The following is a 16,713-nucleotide window of genomic DNA, read 5'->3' on the forward strand; positions in this document are numbered from 1 at the left end:
GACGCGTTAGGGCACGGCCGACGGCACCTGCTTCCCCTCCCGCTGCACCCAACCCGTTGCGATCGCGCTCGCCCAGGTCAGCATTCCCTTGGCGCGCGCCAGTGCCGCCATGGCCGTGGTGTCGTAGGGCACGTAGCGGATCGTCGCGGACCAGCCTTCTCCGGCATGCTCCAGTATTGCGTAGCAGGCATGAGGCGTGCCGACCTCGACCACGTAGGGCACCGGCACCTTCCCGTCATAGCCGGGCAATCCAACACTGCCGGGATTCACGACCAGCCGGCCATCCCTCAGACGCACCATGCGAGGAATATGCGTGTGTGCGCACAGAATGATCTCGGCGCAGATCCCCTCGGCGCCTGCCTCGATCGAATCGATCGCGCTCGGATGCGCGCGGCCGTCGCCGCCGATGTGGTCGAGCCAGAAAGCCGCATCATTCCGCGGCGATCCATGGCACAGGAACACCCGCTCTTTATATGTGAGCGTCGACGGCATGCTTGCCATCCACTCGAAGTGCTTGCGCTCGAGCTCTCGGAAGTCGCTTCGCGTCGAGGTGCCGGCCTGCCGCAGCTCCAGGAGAATGCGATCCTGATCGCCCCGTATTGACGGAAACCCTCGCTCCATCAGCAGTTCCGCCGTCCGGGCTGCCTCGAGCGGCCCGCTGACATGGTCACCCAGATTGACGACCTCGTCGATGCCGAGCGCGGCGATGTCCGCAAGGACGGCTTCAAGCGCCGGACGATTTCCGTGCACGTCCGCGATGGCAGCAAATTTCATTTGGCCTCTCCATTCGAGATGGCCGACGCTTCACGCAATGCGGGACGATGCAGGAATAGCGGTTCTCTTTAGCTGCATTTTTAGAAGCGCCCGCAAGCTGAGGATCAAATCGGCGCTGGAGCGACATTTACATGGCCAAGGTGCCGCAATCAACCGGTCTTCACGCGCACGGCCGGCCCCTGCGGGGCGCCGCGTTGCGCTGACAGCTCCGCCCACAGGCGAGCGCGCACGCCCTCATTGAGCGGCACAATATGGAACGGCTGGCTGAAGATTGCGAGCGGCTCGCTGGCCAGCTCGAAGCGCGGCCAGGCCTCAGTCACATCAGGCATGCCCGTCCTAACGAAGCGCAGCAAGCTCGACTGGAAGCGGGCCGCGACATCGATATCGGCGGGCGTCATCGGGCCACCCTTGCGCTTGAGGATCGGACGATCGATGAAGTCAGGCAGATGCGCCCACAGGCAGGCATTATCGGCGCCGTGGGTCGGCCCCTGCGACAAGAACGGCTCCAGCGCGGGGCGATGGTCGAACCGGCTCAGCCACACCGCGCCGCCGGCCGCAGCATGGAGCCGCGCGAGATCGGCCATCGGGCGGTGCCAGAACGCATCCGACAGCAGCGCCTCGTAGGGATCTTCGTCGGGACGCGCCGTGTCGCGGTAGCACGCCAGCAGGCGCTCCCAGCCCGCATCGCCCAAGGTGATGCGCACCTGCCGCTCGGTGGTGCGGATCATCGCGGCCGGCGGGGTGCTCTTCAGGAACATCACCATCTCGTCGCGGCAGGAGCCGAGCCAGAGCGGAATGTCGCGCAAGGTCCCGTCGGCGAACACGTCGCGTGGCTCGCGCGAGATCACGATGCCGTCGAGCACCGGCCCGAACACGGTGCCTGACTCTGTCTCCTCCGCAAGCCTGCGTCCGACCCGCTCCACCGCCGCGAAAAGTCTTGGCAGCGGCACGGCCGCGATGGCGCCGGCATCTTGCGCCAGTCCGAGCTCGTCGAGCACGCTGCACGCAACGTAGTCGGCATGGTCGGCGCTCATGATGTTGCGACCCGGCGCACTCAGTGCGAGCGCGCGGGCGAACTTGCCCTTGGCCTGCGGCAGCGTTGCGAGTGCGATCACCATCGACGCTCCGGCCGACTGGCCGGACAGCGTCACCTGATCGGGATCGCCGCCGAAATTGGCGATATTGGCATGGACCCAGTCGAGTGCGGCGAGCGAATCCTGGAGCGCGAGATTGTTGGCTTCGCCCAATCCGTGACGATGCAGTTGCAAGAATCCGAGCGGGCCGAGCCGATAGTTGATGGTGACGATGACGGCCGGGCCGTGCGCGGCGAGGAAGGCGCCGTCGTAGTCAGCGCCGCCGCCGGTGACGAAGGCGCCGCCATGGATGAAGAACAGCACGGGCAGCGGGCGATCAGCCCCGACCGGCGTCCAGACGTTCAGGCTGAGACAGGACTCCTCCGCCTGATCGAAGTGTCCGGGCTGCGGCGCGTAGGCGCCGTAGTCCGTGCAGCGCCGCGGTTCGGTCCACGCGAGCGGCGGCGTCGCCCTGGCGAAACGCCGCGCGGTTGCGAACGGCACGCCCTTGAAGGCGCGGACGGCCCCCTGCTCGGCCCCGATGACGGGGCCGTGCGTGGTCGGAACAGCGTTGGTCAGCATGCGATCGTTGTCCTGTCTTGTACTCAAGCACGCCGCTTGCCGAGATCGGCGATGTCGACCTTGTGGGTTTCGCGCGCGGTCGATGCGGCCGCAGCCGAGGCGACACAGCAACCGGCGACGAAGATTGCAACCGGGATCCACCCGTTCGGACCTTCACCGACGAGGCTCGCGCTCACCAGCGGCGTGAAGCCGGCAGCGAGGAAGCCGAGCTGGGTGCCGATCGCCGTTCCGGAGTAGCGCACGCGCGCTTCGAACATCTCCGCGTAGAACGACGGCCAGATCGCGTTGGGTGCGGAGTAGATGATGTAAAGGCCAATCGCCGCGGCGAAGATCGCCGTCGCGTCGCCCGATGTCACCAGCATGAAATAGGGGAACAGCAGCACGGCGCAGCCGAGCACGCCGCCGATAAACACTGGCTTGCGGCCGATCCTGTCGGCGAGCAGGGCCCAGAGCGGCTGGGCGAACAGCGCCACGACATTGCCGAGCACGCCGGCCCACAGCATGGTCGGACGTGCGACACCGAACTTGCTGGTGGCATAGCCGAGCGCAAACACGGCGGTCATGGTGCTGACGGTCGCGATCAGCGCGCAGACGATGACGCGCAGCACGTCGGGCCAGTAGTCGCGCAGCAGCGCGACGACGGGGAAACGCGCCACCTGCGCCTTGTCCTTGATGTCTTCGAACACAGGCGTTTCCGGCATGGTCCGCCGCACCAGATAGGCGACCAGCAGCACCAGCGCGGAGAGCAGGAACGGAATGCGCCAGCCCCAGCTCAGCAATTGATCTTCCGGCATGCTGGCGACGGGAATGAACACCAGCGTCGCCAGGATCGCGCCCGCCTGGGTGCCGCTCAACGTCCAGCTCGTGAAGAAGGCGCGGTTGGAATTGGCGGAATGCTCCAGCGTCAGCGAGTTCGCCCCGCTCTGCTCGCCGGCGGCCGACAGGCCCTGCAACAGGCGCAGCAGCGTCAGGATGATGGGTGCGGCATTGCCGATGGTCTTGGCATCCGGCAACAGGCCGATCGCCAGCGTCGAGGCGCCCATCACCACCAACGTGAACAGCAGCACCGTCTTGCGGCCGATGCGGTCGCCGAAATGGCCGAGGATCACGGCGCCGACGGGACGGGCGATATAGCCGATGCCGAAGCTGAGCAGCGCGAGCAGCGTCCCGGTCGCGGGATCGACATTGGCAAAGAACACTTTTGGAAAGATCAGCGCCGCCGCGGTGCCGTAGATGAAGAAGTCATAGTATTCGAGCATGCTGCCGACGAAGCTGACCAGCGCGGCGCGCTTCGGCAGCTTGTTTTGCGTGGCTTCCGCGCTGGACGGCGCGTGCAGCGATGCTGTTGAGGTCAAGCTCATCAAAATTCCTCCCATGTGTGATGGCGGTCGCGCTTCGCGTCATGCCCGTCCGGCCGCACGCGCGCTTTTTGCTTTTGGTTGCCGCAACCGTGGTTTCAATCCATAATGTACGAACTAGTACGTTTGTGCAATACGCGTTAGATCGACGCCCAAACGGGCGAAATTTGCCTTCACCTTCAAGGTGATCCGTGGAAACTGGCGGGAGAAACAGTGATGCTCGAGCGCATGCCGCCCCCATCCAAGCGCACCAATGATCCTGAGCGCACCAAGCGCGACATCCTCGAAGTGGCGATGGCCGAGTTCGCGTCGGAGGGCTATTCGGGAGCCCGCGTCGATGCGATCGCGGCACGCACGCGCACGTCGAAGCGGATGATTTATTACTATTTCGGCGGCAAGGAGCAGCTCTACCTCGCGGTGCTTGAGGAGGCCTATCGCAGCATCCGCGCGCTGGAGGACCAGCTCGACATCGCCGGCTGCGATGCCCGCGAGGGCCTGCGCCGGCTGATCGAGGCAACCTTCGACCATGACGAGCGCAACCCGAACTTCATCCGCCTCGTCTCAATCGAGAACATCCACCACGGCAAGCACCTGAAGCAGAATCTGCAACTGCGCCAGCTCAACGCCAGCGTGATCGCAACGCTCGACGGCATCCTCAAGCGCGGCCACACCGAAGGCGTCTTCCGCGACGACGTCGACGCCATCGACCTTCACCTCGCCATCTCCTCCTACTGCTTCTTCCGCGTTGCCAACCGGCATACGTTTGGTGCGCTGTTCGACCGCGACCTCAGCGAGCCCAAGGTGCTGGCGAAGAGCAGGACGCAGATCGTGGAGATGATCTTGGCGTGGCTGGCCGCGAAGTGAGGGGCTGAGGATCGCACCAAACATTCGGTGTCGTCCTGGCGCCGGTCCGTAGCCCGGATGGAGCGAAGCGCAATCCGGGGTCTTGCCACGAGTTCCAGCGGCCCCGGATTTCGCTTCGCTCCATCCGGGCTACCGGTCCTCACCCGACCTTCTTCTGCCGCGCGCTCGCCAGCAGCACCAGCATGAACGAGGCCGCCGTCATCAGCGTCGAGATCGCGGCAATCGTCGGGTCGATCTCGTCGCGGAGCGCGGTGAACATGCGCTTCGTCAGTGGCTGATACTGACCGCCGGAGATGAACAGCGCGACGATGGTCTCGTCCATCGCCGAGATGAAAGCGAAGATGCCGCCGGCGACGACGCTCGACTTGATCTGCGGCAGCGTCACCGCGAAGAAGCTGCGCAGGCGGTTCATGCCGAGGCTGCGCGCCACCATCTCCTGCGCGGGATCAAAGCTTTGCAGGCCCGCCAGCACCGAGATGACGACATAGGGCAAGCCCAGCATCACGTTCGCCAGCACGAGGCCGGGCATGGTCGCGACAAGGCCGACCTTGGCGTAGACGAAGAAGATGCCGACCGCGGTGATGATGATCGGCACCACCAGCGGCAGCAGCAATGCCATGTGAATCACCCGCATGATGCGCAGCTTGGACTGGCTGATAGCATAGGCGGCGGCAACGCCGCACGGCGTTGCGATCACGACCGTGAGCAGCGCGACCGTCAGCGTCACCCGCGTCGCCTGCATCCAGGCCGGATTGGCGAAATATTGCTGGTACCAGCGCAGCGAGAAGGACGGCGGCGGGAAGGTGAGGAAGCGCGCGCTGGAGAACGAGATCGGCGCGATGATCAAGACGGGGAGGATCAGGTAGACCAGCACCAGCGTGCTGATCACATAGAGGGCGATGCGGGCGGGCGAGATGCGCGTCATTTCTGCCCCAACACGCGATCGAGCGAGATGAAGCGGCTGACGACGAAGAAGATCGCGAGCACGCTGAGGAGCAGAACGACAGCGACCGCGCTCGCCGCGCCGAACTGGTTGTAGAGTTCGACGTTGCGGCTCACCAGCATCGACACCATCACGGTTCGGCCGCCGCCGAGCAGCTCCGGCGTGATGTAGAAGCCGAGGCAGAGCACGAACACCATGGTGCAGCCCGCGAGCACGCCCGGCAGCGACAGCGGCAGGAAGACGCGGAAGAACGTCAGCGACGGGCTTGCGCCCAGGCTGGCGCCGGCCTGCATCAGATCGCCCGGGATCTTCTGCATGGTGGCATAGAGCGGCAGCACCATGAACGGCAGCAGGATGTGCACGGTGGCGACCACCGTGCCGAACGTGTTGTGGACCAGCGCGAGCGGCTCGGAGATCACATCGAGATAACGCAGGAACTGGTTGATCACGCCGGTGCGCTGGAGCAGCGCCAGCCAGGCATAGGCGCGCACCAGCACGCTGGTCCAGAATGGCAGCACGACCAGCGACAGGATCAGGATGCTCCATCCCTTCGGCACGGAATTGGCGAGATAGGCGACGGGATAGCCGAGCAGCAGCGCGATCACGGTGACCGCGAGGCTGATCTCGAAGGTCAGCGCGAAACTCCGCCAGTAGATGTCCTCGGTGAAGACGCGACGGTAGTTCTCCAGCGTAAAGCCGTCATGGTAGATCGACTGCCAGGCGAGCCAACCGACCGGCAGCACGATCAGGAGCAGGATCACGAGCAGCGCCGGCGACACCAGCGCCAGCATCAGCCCGTGCTCACGGCGCTGATGCTTTTGCGATGGATCGGACACCGATGTCGTCAACGCTGCCTCGCTCGCTTACTTCTGCATGAACGACGCCCAGCGCTTCTCGGCGGCTTCGCCCGCGGGCGAGGACCACCAGGCGTAGGACATCAGCGCCTGCTTGGCCGCATTCGCGGGTTCGCTGGGGAGCTGTGCGGCACGCTCGGGCTTGATCACATTGGTCTCGAATGCTTTCGGGTTGCCCGGGCCGTAATCGATGTTGAGCGGCAGATTGGCCTGGTGCACGGGATCGACGGCCTCATTGAGGAACTTCACCGCAGTCTCCAGGTTCGGCGCGCCCTTGAGGATGCACAGCGAGGTGCTCTGCAGGATGCCCTGGTTGTAGGTGAAGGACACCTTGGCGCCTTCCTTCGCGACGGCGCTGACGCGGCCGTTCCAGGCCATCTCCATGTCGACCTCGCCGTCATTGAGGAGCTGCGCGGACTGCGCGCCCGAGGTCCACCACACCGTGATGTGCGGCTTGATCTCCTCCAGCTTCTTGAAGGCGCGGTCGACGTCGAGCGGGTAGAGCTTGTCGGGCGCGACGCCGTCGGCCATCAGCGCCGCCTCCAGCGTCGCGATCGGATGGTTGCGCAGGGCGCGGCGGCCGGGGAATTTCTTGACGTCCCAGAAATCGATCCAGCTGTTCGGCGCGTCCTTCGGGAAGGTCTTCTGGCTGTAGGCCAGCACGCTGGAATAGAATTCGTAGGACACCGAATAGGGACTGCGATACGCCTCCGGCATCGCCGCCGCGTTCGGGATCTTGGAGAAGTCGAGCTTCTCGATCAGCCCCTGCTCGCCGCCGCGCAGGCAATAGCCGGTGGGGGTGTCGACGACGTCCCAGATCGGCTTGCCGCTGCCGACCTGCGTCTTGATCGCGGGCCAGGCGTCGGGAATGGAATCCTGGTTGATGGTGATGCCGAGCTTCTTGGCGGAGGGATCGAGGATCGCCACCGTCTGCGCCTGCTGATAGGCGCCGCCCTGCGAGACGAAGGTGATCTGCTCGGCGGCGTTCGCCGCACTGCTCAATCCGATTGCGCCCAGCAGCGCGCAGCCCAGTCCCAAACTCTGCTTCATCGTCATCCTCGCCTCCTCCAAGTAGATATCACCGACCGATCGCATCGAGAAACTGGTACCAGCCGGCGACCATGCGCACGGCGGGCTCGCGCAGCGGATAGAACGGGATCGCCTTCATGCGGCCGACGTCGAGCAGGCCGACGTCGGGCGTCTCGCCGCGCACGAAGGCGGCGAGATAGCGGCCCATCAGGCTCGACATCGCAACGCCTGCGCCGTTGTAGCCGAGCGAGACCAGCGTGCGATCGTCGATCCGGCCGATATGCGGCACCGAATCCAGCGTCATGGCGACGAGGCCCGACCATTTGTATGCGAGCGGGACGTCGGCCAAATCAGGAAAGATGCCGACCATCGCCTTGCGCAGCGCGTCGAAGGCGGCTTGCGAATCCTGCTTGCCGAACGCGCCGCGGCCGCCGAAGATGACGCGGTTGTCGACCATGCGGAACCAGCGCATCATGCGCTTGGTCTCGGTGTAGGTGCGCCCGGTCGGCATCAATTTGCCCGCGAGATTGCGCGGCAGCTGCTCGGTCGCGACCATGGCGCTGCGGAACGGGATCAGCATCCGCTGCATGTGCGCGGTCGCTTCGGTGAGATCCGAATAGCTGTTGGTGGCGATGATCGCCTGCTTGGCGCGCACCGTGCCGCGCGGCGTCTCGGCGATAATGCCGTCCTTGTCGCGCCGGAGCTTGATCACCGGCGATTCCTGGAAGATCGGAACGCCGCGACGTGCCACACCATCGGCAAGGCCGCGCAGATAATTCAGCGGATGGATGCCGCCGGAGCCGGGATTGAGCACGCCGCCGACAAAAATGTCGGAGCCGGTCTCCTCGCGCACCCCATGCTTGTCGAGGATACGGACCTCGGCGGAGCCCATCTCGCGCGTCATCCAGTTGGCTTCGTCGATCGCGGCCTTCAGCGTCGTCTCGTTATGCGCCGCCTTGACCTGGCCGGTGCGCGTCAGGTTCGCGCTGGTGATACCGAACTCCGACACCAGCTCCTCGACCATGTCGGTCGATTCATGCGCGATCTCGTACATGCGCTTGGCCATGGCGCGGCCATGCGCGGAATCGATCTCGCGGAACGAGAGGCGAAGCTTCGCGGTGATCACGCCGCCATTGCGCCCGCTCGCACCCCAGCCGGGGCGGTTGGCTTCGAGCACGACGGGCGATGCGCCGTCCTTGGCGATGTGGTGCGCGGCGGAGAGGCCGGTATAGCCCGCCCCGATGATCACCACATCGGCCTGTTGCTCGCCCGACAGCACGGGAAACTCGCGCGCCGGCTCCGCCGTAGCCGCCCACAGCGAGTTGACCGATGGCAGCGCGCTCCAGTCCCGTGTCATGCCCGCGCTCACGGATTTACGCCGCCGGCCCGATCGCGGCGTCGGCGAGCGCCTTCAGCGTCGGGAAGTGGAAGTCCGGCTTGGTCAGCGTCTCCACCGCCGGCGTGCCGCCGAAACCGGCGATGCCCTGGCGGCGCTCGATCCAGCACACCTTGTAGCCGAGCTTCCGCGCGATCCCGATGTCGTGGTACTGGCTCTGCGCGACGTGCAGAATGTCGGACTGCTTGTAGCCGAACGCCGACTGGCGCCCCTTGTTGTAGGCGAAGAATTCCGGATTGGGTTTTGCCACGCCGGTCTCGTCGGCGCACACCGTGTCGTCGAAGGGATTGCCGAGCGCGTGCGCGTAGCACGACAGCGCGACGCGGTCGGCGTTGGTCATCGCCACCAGGCGGAACTTCGTGCGCAGGCGCTTGAGCGCCTCGACCGAGTCCGAGAACGGCCCCCAGCGCAACACCGAGAGCTGGAACACGTCGCAGGACGCATCGTCAGCGGGCAGCCCAAGCTCGGTCGCGAGATGGCGGTAGACGTGAAACATCGCTTCGCTGGAGCGCTCATAGTGCTTGTCGCGGCCGCGCTTGTAGGGCTCGAAGATCTGCTCGTCGCTGAGTTCGGCCGGCGTTTTGCCCGAGATCTTGCGCACCGCTGAGAGCACGCCGGTCTCGAAATCGATCAAGGTCCCGACGACGTCGAAGGTGAGAACCTTGAAATTGCTGAAAGCGGCTTGGGTCGACATATCAGTTTCTTCTCTCGGTTGGACAAGGCTGAAGTTCAGTCCACCCGGGGCACGACGATGGTGTCCTCGGGATGAAGGGTGACGGTGAGGCTGCCGCCGAGCGGCGGGATGCGGCTATAGGCCTGGTGATAGCTTGGCTGGCGCAGGCTGAGCGCGATGCCGTCGGCGAGCGCCAGGAAGATGCGCAGGCTCTCGCCCTGGTAGACGATGTCGGTGACCGTCCCGGTCAGGCGGTTGCAGGCATCATCCTGCGCGCCGTCGTCGATCAAGAGCTTTTCGCTGTGCACGGCGAGCATCAGCGCATCGCCTGAGGGAATGGCGCGGGCGCTGCGCAGCAGCGCATTGCCGAGCGCGACGCTGGAGGCATCGACGCGGCGGACGGGGAGCATCGTCGCCTCACCGATGAAGCTCGCGACGAAGGAATCGGCGGGATGGTCGTGCAGCCGCTCGGGCTCGTCGATCTGGACCAGGCGGCCATCCTTCATCACGGCGACGCGGTCGCTCATGGTCAGCGCCTCGCGCTGGTCATGGGTGACGTAGATGATGGTGGCGCCGATGCGCCGGTGCAGCGCGCGCAGCTCGATCTGCATGGACTCGCGCAGCTGCTTGTCGAGCGCGGAGAGGGGCTCGTCCATCAGGATCAGCTGCGGCTCGAAGATCATGGCGCGCGCCAGCGCCACGCGCTGGCGCTGGCCGCCGGAGAGCTGCGCGATGCCGCGCTCTTCATAGCCGGCAAGGCCGACCATCGAGAGCGCCGCGCGCACCTTGTCGGGCCAGCCCGCTTTCGGCAGGCGCCGCGCGCGCAAGGGAAAGGCGACGTTCTCGCCGACGCTCATATGCGGGAACAGCGCGTAATTCTGGAACACGACGCCGATGTCGCGCTTGTGCGGCGGCATGTAGGTGACGTCGCGGCCGCCGAACAGAATAGTGCCTGAGGTCGGCAGGATGAAGCCGCCCAGGATACCGAGCAGCGTGGTCTTGCCTGAGCCGGAGGGACCGAGCAGCGAGACGAATTCGCCGGCGCCGACATTGAGCGAGACATCATCGAGGGCGCGAACGGCGCCGTAGGCCTTGCTGGCCGACCTGATCTCGACGCTTTCCGCTCGTTTGTCCAACGATCGACCTCGCCTCGTTCCCTGCAATGGCGTGCCTCACTGCGCGCCATAAGCCTGCTTTATAGACAGGACTTTGGAGCATTCAGAGGCGCGGCGTGCGCTGCACCAAATCTTCTCTCGTAGGCCCTGTGTTTAGGCTGTCATGCCAATGACACCAGACTTGGCAAAATCCGGCAATTGCCAAATTCTCACCGCGCCCATAACATAGCGTTATGCCTGAGCTCCGCCGGATGCTGCCCTCCAGCAACGCCCTGTTCGTCTTCGACGCAGCGGCGCGCAATGGCAGCTTCACGGCGGCGGCCGCTGAACTGAACGTCACGCAGCCCGCAGTGAGCCGCATGCTCGGCCAGTTCGAGGAGCATCTCGGCGTCCGCCTGTTCGACCGCACCGCGGGCCGCGCGGTGCTCACCGAGGAAGGCGAGCTCCTGTATCGCCGCGTGCTCGAAGGTTTCCGCAGCATCGAGACCGGGCTCGTCGAGATCGAGCGGCGCCGCAAGGGCACCGAGACGGTGACGCTGTCGGTCTCCTCCGCCTTCACCACGCACTGGCTGATGCCACGCATCGACAAGCTGCAGCGGCAATTTCCGCAAGTCGATCTCCGCTTCCAGCTCATCTCCGGCGCGCTGCGCGGGCCGGTCGAGAATGTCGATCTCGGCATGCGCTTTCGCGACCGCGACGAGCCCTCGTCCGGCGGCACGCTGGTGATGAGGGAAGTCATGCTGCCGATGTGCAGCCCCGGCTATCTCGGCGAGACCGATCCTGCCGAGGGCAACACCATCATCCGCCTCGCCGAGACGCCGGGCGACTGGGCCGCGGATTACGCCTCGCTGCTCACCGGCCGCCGCGGCGCGGCCAAGGGGCTGAGCTTCACCGATTATGCGGTCGTGGTGCAGGCCGCCCTGCTCGGCCAGGGCATCGCGCTCGGCTGGCTGACGGTCGCCTCGCACTGGCTGCTCACCGGCGCGCTGGTGCCCGCTTCCGACAGGCTCACCACCACGCGCCGCATCTGCGAATTCCTGCCGCCGCGCAACCGCCCGATGCGCCCGATCGCTGCCGAGATCCGCGACTGGATCATCGCACAGATGCATAGCGAGATCGCCGCGATCGACCGACTCTATCCGAAGCTCGGCGCGATGGCGGCGTGCTACTAGAGCGTTTTCGAACGAAGTGGGTACCGGTTCGCGTGAAGAAAACGCGTCAAAACTAAAATCTAATCCGGCGTCAGCGCAGCGCAGTAGCGGTCCGGCAGATGATCGCCGATCCCCGGCGGTACCAGCACGGAAGAGAGGAAGCCGATCAGGTCCGATCGCGTGTTCATGGATCTCCCCTTGAGGAGACTGACGATCTGCGCGAGCAGGCTGGCATTTTCGCGCGGATCGTTCGAGCCAAAATCGGCTGTCAGTCTGTCGGCGTCGAATTTCGCGGCCCGATCGCACGCGAGATAGCGGCCGACATGCAGAAAATCGAGCTGCGGTGGCGGCACCGTCGGCACGATGTCGGTGCCGTTGACCAGACGGTAGGTCGTCTTGCCGAACGCCTCGTTATAAGGCGTCACGAATTCGGCGCGGCCGGGGCGCGGGCACCCGTACAGATAGATCTGCCTATCCTTCAGCTTAAGTTCGAGACGTGCGAAATCGGCGATGTTCACCGCGATCGCCGCACCCAGGCTGTGCCCGGTGATGAAGATGGGGGAGTTGTCGGCAAGCGCTGTGGCGATCGCCGTCTTGACGTCATCCCAGACGGCCGCGGCAGCCTGTCGGAAACCTGCGTGCACCGGCGAAGCCGGCTTGCCGAGCGTGAAGTTATTCAGCCAGTTCAGAAAGTGAACCGGGTCGGTGCCCGCGAAGGCGATGATCGTCGCCCTGTCCCGCCGAACGATCACGCCCCTCGTGTGCGTCAGCTCGGGCGTGGTGCTCACCGGCTGAATCAGAAGCTTGACGTCGGACAGATTCCAGAGCGGCGCAACCTGCCTGATCGTATCGGGCACATGGGTCTCGTAAGCGAGCTGCGACATCCACATCATCGCGCGCGCGACGCCGAGATCGAAATCGGTGGCAGCTTCGTTGAATGTCCCGAAGGCGTTGCGGTCGTATTGACCGACAGGAAGTTCGACCAGCTTGCTCATGTTCAGCTCCCAAAAACAATTTGCGGCTGCACTGCATGGATCGAAATGGAATGGAACTAGCCTCGCATATGGCGGGACTTTTGACAATCTGGGCGAGTAGCGCCGGGCTATGCTCTATCCACGTCATTGCGAGCGCAGCGAAGCAATCCAGAGTCTTTCCGCGGAGGGATTCTGGATTGCTTCGCTACGCTCGCAATGACGATGTGGATGGATCTCGACCTCTCCCCGAACCGGGGAGAGGCCAGCCGATCACCGATGCTCGATCGCCCGGATCGCACCGCGCAGCTCGGCGAGGCCGCGCAGGCGGCCGATCGCGGTGTAGCCCGGATTGGTGCGCTTGGTGGCGGCGAGGTCGTCGAGCATGCGGTGGCCGTGATCGGGACGGAACACGATTTGCTTGTCGGGCGCGCGGCGCGCGTTCTCCTTCAAGAGCGCCTTCAGCACGGCGACCATGTCGACGTCGCCGTCGAGATGATCGGACTCGTAGAACGTCAGGCCGTCGGCCTCGCGCTTGGTCGCGCGCAGATGGGCAAACGCGATGCGCGGGCCGAAGCGTTCGGCCATGTCAGGCAGGTTGTTCTCCGCGCGCACGCCGAGCGAGCCCGTGCACAGGCAGATGCCGTTGGCCTTCGACGGCACGGCGTCGAACAGCGCCTGGTAGTCGTCGGCCGACGAGGCAATGCGCGGCAGGCCGAACAACGACCGCGGCGGATCGTCCGGATGCAAGGTCAGGGAGACGCCGAGCTGCTCGGCGACCGGCGTCACGCGTGCGAGGAATTCGGCGAGATGCCGCCGCAGGATCTTTGGCGTGATGTCGCGGTAGGTCTCCAGCCGGTCGCGGAATTGCGGGATGGTCATCGGCTCGGTGGTCGATCCCGGCAATGCGCTGGCAATCACCATGACGAGATAGTCGATATCCGCCTGGCTCATCTTCTCGAACAGTGCTTTCGCGCGCGCCTGCTGCTCGGGCGAATATTCCTGTACGGCGGCAGGCCGCTTGAGGATGTGCAGCTCGAACGCGGCAAAGCGGTCCTGGTCGAAACGCATGGCGCGGGCGCCGTTCGGCAGCTCCCATTCCAGATCGGTGCGGCACCAGTCCACGACAGGCATGAAGTTGTAGCAGATGATCTTGATGCCGGAGGCCGCGACCGCCTCCATGCTCGCGATCCACGCTTCGATCGACTTCGTCGCCTTGCCGCCGAGCCGCTTGACGTCGTCGGGGATCGGAATCGATTCCACCACCGACCAGGTCAGCTGCGAACGGCCGGGCTGGCCGTTCTCGATGAAGTTCTTGCGCTCCTCGACCGCCTTGCGTGTCCAGGCCTCGCCGATCGGCACCTGATGCAGCGCCGAGACGATATCGCTCGCCCCGGCCTGCCTGACATCGTCGAGCGAGACCGGATCATCCGGCCCGTACCAGCGCCATCCCTCGAGCATCATAAGATCTCTCCAATCAGTTCGCGGTCAGCACGACCTTGACGCTCTGCGAGCGGTCGAGCGCCAGCCGCAGTGCATCCGGCGCGGTGGAGAGCGGCCGCTCGGCGGTGACCAGCGACAGCACGTCGACGCTGCCGGACCCGATCAGTTCCACGGCCGTCATGAACTCGAAGCCGAAGCGGAACGAGCCGCGCAGGTCGATCTCCTTCGCCATCACCGCATTCGACGGCGTCGGGATCTGGCCACCCGGCAGGTTGCCGATCTGTACCACCACGCCGCCACGCCGCACGATGCCGATCGCGCTGGCAAGCCCCGCGGCCGTGCCCGAGACCTCGAAGGCGACATCGTAGGGACGCGACGCGGCCTGCGCTTTCAGACCCTCTTCACCGCCCGAGACGTTCTCGACATGCGAGGCGCCGAGCCGGGTCGCGAAGGCCAGCGGCGCCGGCGCGATGTCGGCCACCGTGATGTCGGCCATGCCGGCGCGGTGCGCGGCGAGCATGGTCAACAGCCCGATCGGACCGGCACCGAAGATGATGCCGCGCTTGCCCTCGATATTGCCGGCGCGCGCGACCGCGTGCAGGCAGACCGCGAGCGGCTCGGCCAGCGCCGCGGCTTGATAGGAGACGTGGTCGGGAATCTTCACGCACTGCGCGGGCACCGCGTCGAAGTAATTGGCAAAGCCGCCCTGCATGTGCGGGGTCTTCGAGGCCGAGCCCATGAAGTAGATGTTCTCGCAGAGGTTCGGCCGCCCTTCGCGGCAGGCGACGCAATGGCCGCACCAGCGCGACGGATTCACGGCGACACGGTCGCCGACCTTCAGATTGGCCGCGGATCCGGAGATCTCCACGACCTCGCCCGAGATCTCGTGGCCGAGCACCAGCGGCGACTTCACCACGAAATCGCCGGTGCGGGCATGGCGGAAGTAATGCATGTCCGAGCCGCAGATGCCGCCGGCACCGAAGCGGATGCGCACCATGCCGTCTGCGAGCTTGTCGAGCGGATGCTCGATCATGCGCAGATCTTCGGGCCCGAACAGGGTAGCGGCGAGAGCAACGGAGGTCATTTGGAGAGTCCCATATATTTAGGAAGCCAGAGGGTCAGTTCGGGAATGTAGGTGATCGCGATCAGCGCGAGCATCAGCGGCACCAGCCAGGGCAGGATGGCGACCGTCGTGCGCTCGACCGAGAGTTTTGCGACGCGGGCGAGCACGAACAGCACCATGCCGAGCGGCGGATGCAACAGGCCGATCATCAGGTTCAGCGTCATGATCAGACCGAAGTGGATCGGATCGATGCCGAGCTTGAGCACGATCGGCAGCAGGATCGGTACCAGGATGGTGATCGCTGCCGTGGTGTCGATGAAGCAGCCGACGAACAGGATCAGCACGTTGGCGAGCGCCAGGAACACCCATTTGTTGTGGGTGATGCTGAGCATCCAGTCCGACAGCATCTGGGCGGCCTGCGACACCGTCAGCAGCCAGGCGAAGATCGAGGCTGCGGTGACGATGAACAGCACCGAGGCCGTGGTCTCGATGGTGTCGAAAGTCGCCTTCGCCACGGTCTGCAACGTCATGGTGCGGTAGCGGACGAGGCCGAGGAACAGCGACCAGATCACCGCCGCGACCGCGGCTTCGGTCGGCGTGAACCAGCCGAGCGTCATGCCGCCGATCAGGATCACCGGCGCCATCAGCGCCATCACCGCCGAGAAATCGAAATACCAATCGATGATGAGCAGCGTACCGAGGCCGATGACGACGGCCATATTGGTCGACATGCCCGCAACCACCATCAGCCAGATCGCGAGCGGGAACGCCAGCACGATGGCGATCTCGAGGCCGGCCGAACCGAGCTGCGGCCAGGAAAACGGGGTGTCGCTGCCCCATTTGTTCTTGTGCGCGAAATAGGTGACCGTCGCCATCATGAACAGCGTCAGGACCACGCCGGGAATGACGCCGCCGAGGAACAGCGCGCCGATCGAGACGTTGGCCATCATGCCGTAGATCACGAAGGGCAGCGACGGCGGGATGATCGGCCCGAGCGTCGCCGAGGCCGCGGTGACGCCGACCGAGAACTCGGTGGAGTAGCCGTGGTCCTTCATCGCCTTGATCTCGATGGTGCCGAGGCCGGCCGCATCCGCGATCGCGGTGCCGGACATGCCGGAGAAGATCACCGAGCCGATGATGTTGACGTGGCCGAGGCCGCCGCGCATCCAGCCGACCAGCGCGACCGCGAATTTGTAGATGCGCCCGGTGACGCCGGCGATGTTCATGAGATTGCCGGCCAGGATGAAGAACGGCACGGCGAGCAGCGGAAAGCTCTCGACGCCGGCGATCATGCGCTGCGCCAGCGTGACATCGGGCGTCACGCCGCTGACCAGGATGTAGAGCAGCGACGACGCGGCCATGGCAATCGCCACGGGAACGCCGAGCAGCATCAGGATGAGGAAGCCTCCAAGCAACAGCAACAT

At 65.2% G+C, this 16,713-nt stretch carries 15 protein-coding genes; 2 read left to right on the top strand and 13 right to left on the bottom strand.

Going from position 1 to position 16,713, the window contains the following annotated elements; translation table 11 throughout:
* Positions 1–6: 6 nt before the first annotated feature.
* The 3 genes from VGR99_RS32445 to VGR99_RS32455 all read right to left on the bottom strand — a co-directional run bounded on the left by VGR99_RS32445 (position 7) and on the right by VGR99_RS32455 (position 3,790).
* Entirely contained in the window at positions 7–774 is a 768-nt protein-coding gene (locus VGR99_RS32445) for a metallophosphoesterase family protein (RefSeq protein WP_326904010.1), read from the bottom strand.
* A gap of 149 nt (positions 775–923) precedes the next feature.
* The gene (locus tag VGR99_RS32450) at positions 924–2,429 is read right to left on the bottom strand and encodes a carboxylesterase/lipase family protein (RefSeq protein ID WP_326904011.1); all 1,506 of its coding nucleotides are present in this window, start codon (positions 2,427–2,429) and stop codon (positions 924–926) included.
* Between the two features lie 23 nt (positions 2,430–2,452).
* Positions 2,453–3,790 (bottom strand): MFS transporter, encoded by a 1,338-nt coding sequence (locus tag VGR99_RS32455; protein ID WP_326904012.1) that lies wholly within the window; start codon positions 3,788–3,790, stop codon positions 2,453–2,455.
* A gap of 213 nt (positions 3,791–4,003) precedes the next feature.
* On the opposite strand from VGR99_RS32455, the gene VGR99_RS32460 reads away from it, so the two are divergent.
* Positions 4,004–4,651, top strand: a complete 648-nt coding sequence (locus VGR99_RS32460; RefSeq protein ID WP_326904013.1) for a TetR/AcrR family transcriptional regulator — start codon at positions 4,004–4,006, stop codon at positions 4,649–4,651.
* Positions 4,652–4,790: 139 nt separating this feature from the next.
* Here VGR99_RS32460 and VGR99_RS32465 read toward each other — a convergent pair whose 3' ends face one another.
* From VGR99_RS32465 to VGR99_RS32490, 6 genes are all read right to left on the bottom strand, one after another.
* The gene (locus VGR99_RS32465) at positions 4,791–5,576 is read right to left on the bottom strand and encodes an ABC transporter permease (protein WP_326904014.1); all 786 of its coding nucleotides are present in this window, start codon (positions 5,574–5,576) and stop codon (positions 4,791–4,793) included.
* Positions 5,573–6,385 carry an ABC transporter permease gene (locus VGR99_RS32470; RefSeq protein ID WP_326904087.1) on the bottom strand — a complete coding sequence of 271 codons (813 nt, stop codon included), beginning with the start codon at positions 6,383–6,385 and terminating at the stop codon, positions 5,573–5,575. The genes VGR99_RS32465 and VGR99_RS32470 overlap by 4 nt, the downstream gene beginning before the upstream one ends.
* A gap of 72 nt (positions 6,386–6,457) precedes the next feature.
* On the bottom strand, positions 6,458–7,504 hold the full coding sequence (locus VGR99_RS32475) for an ABC transporter substrate-binding protein (protein WP_326904015.1): 1,047 nt from the start codon (positions 7,502–7,504) through the stop codon (positions 6,458–6,460).
* Between the two features lie 22 nt (positions 7,505–7,526).
* The gene (locus VGR99_RS32480) at positions 7,527–8,834 is read right to left on the bottom strand and encodes an FAD-binding oxidoreductase (protein ID WP_326904016.1); all 1,308 of its coding nucleotides are present in this window, start codon (positions 8,832–8,834) and stop codon (positions 7,527–7,529) included.
* A 16-nt stretch (positions 8,835–8,850) separates the two neighbouring features.
* Positions 8,851–9,567: an HAD family hydrolase gene (locus VGR99_RS32485; protein ID WP_326904017.1), complete on the bottom strand. Its 717-nt coding sequence runs from the start codon at positions 9,565–9,567 to the stop codon at positions 8,851–8,853.
* A gap of 35 nt (positions 9,568–9,602) precedes the next feature.
* Positions 9,603–10,682, bottom strand: a complete 1,080-nt coding sequence (locus tag VGR99_RS32490) for an ABC transporter ATP-binding protein (RefSeq protein WP_326904018.1) — start codon at positions 10,680–10,682, stop codon at positions 9,603–9,605.
* A gap of 212 nt (positions 10,683–10,894) precedes the next feature.
* On the opposite strand from VGR99_RS32490, the gene VGR99_RS32495 reads away from it, so the two are divergent.
* Positions 10,895–11,833 carry a LysR family transcriptional regulator gene (locus VGR99_RS32495; RefSeq protein ID WP_326904019.1) on the top strand — a complete coding sequence of 313 codons (939 nt, stop codon included), beginning with the start codon at positions 10,895–10,897 and terminating at the stop codon, positions 11,831–11,833.
* Positions 11,834–11,892: 59 nt separating this feature from the next.
* Here the strand turns inward: VGR99_RS32495 and VGR99_RS32500 are convergent, their stop codons facing one another.
* From VGR99_RS32500 to VGR99_RS32515, 4 genes are all read right to left on the bottom strand, one after another.
* Positions 11,893–12,807, bottom strand: a complete 915-nt coding sequence (locus VGR99_RS32500; RefSeq protein WP_326904020.1) for a lipase family protein — start codon at positions 12,805–12,807, stop codon at positions 11,893–11,895.
* A 249-nt stretch (positions 12,808–13,056) separates the two neighbouring features.
* Entirely contained in the window at positions 13,057–14,244 is a 1,188-nt protein-coding gene (uxuA, locus tag VGR99_RS32505) for a mannonate dehydratase (RefSeq protein WP_326904088.1), read from the bottom strand.
* 16 nt (positions 14,245–14,260) lie between these two features.
* Positions 14,261–15,310 (bottom strand): L-idonate 5-dehydrogenase, encoded by a 1,050-nt coding sequence (locus VGR99_RS32510; RefSeq protein WP_326904021.1) that lies wholly within the window; start codon positions 15,308–15,310, stop codon positions 14,261–14,263.
* Positions 15,307–16,713: a TRAP transporter large permease gene (locus VGR99_RS32515; protein WP_326904022.1), complete on the bottom strand. Its 1,407-nt coding sequence runs from the start codon at positions 16,711–16,713 to the stop codon at positions 15,307–15,309. Before VGR99_RS32515 ends, VGR99_RS32510 begins: the two co-directional genes overlap by 4 nt.

Source organism: Bradyrhizobium sp., assembly GCF_035935975.1.
In the GTDB taxonomy this organism is placed as follows: domain Bacteria; phylum Pseudomonadota; class Alphaproteobacteria; order Rhizobiales; family Xanthobacteraceae; genus Bradyrhizobium.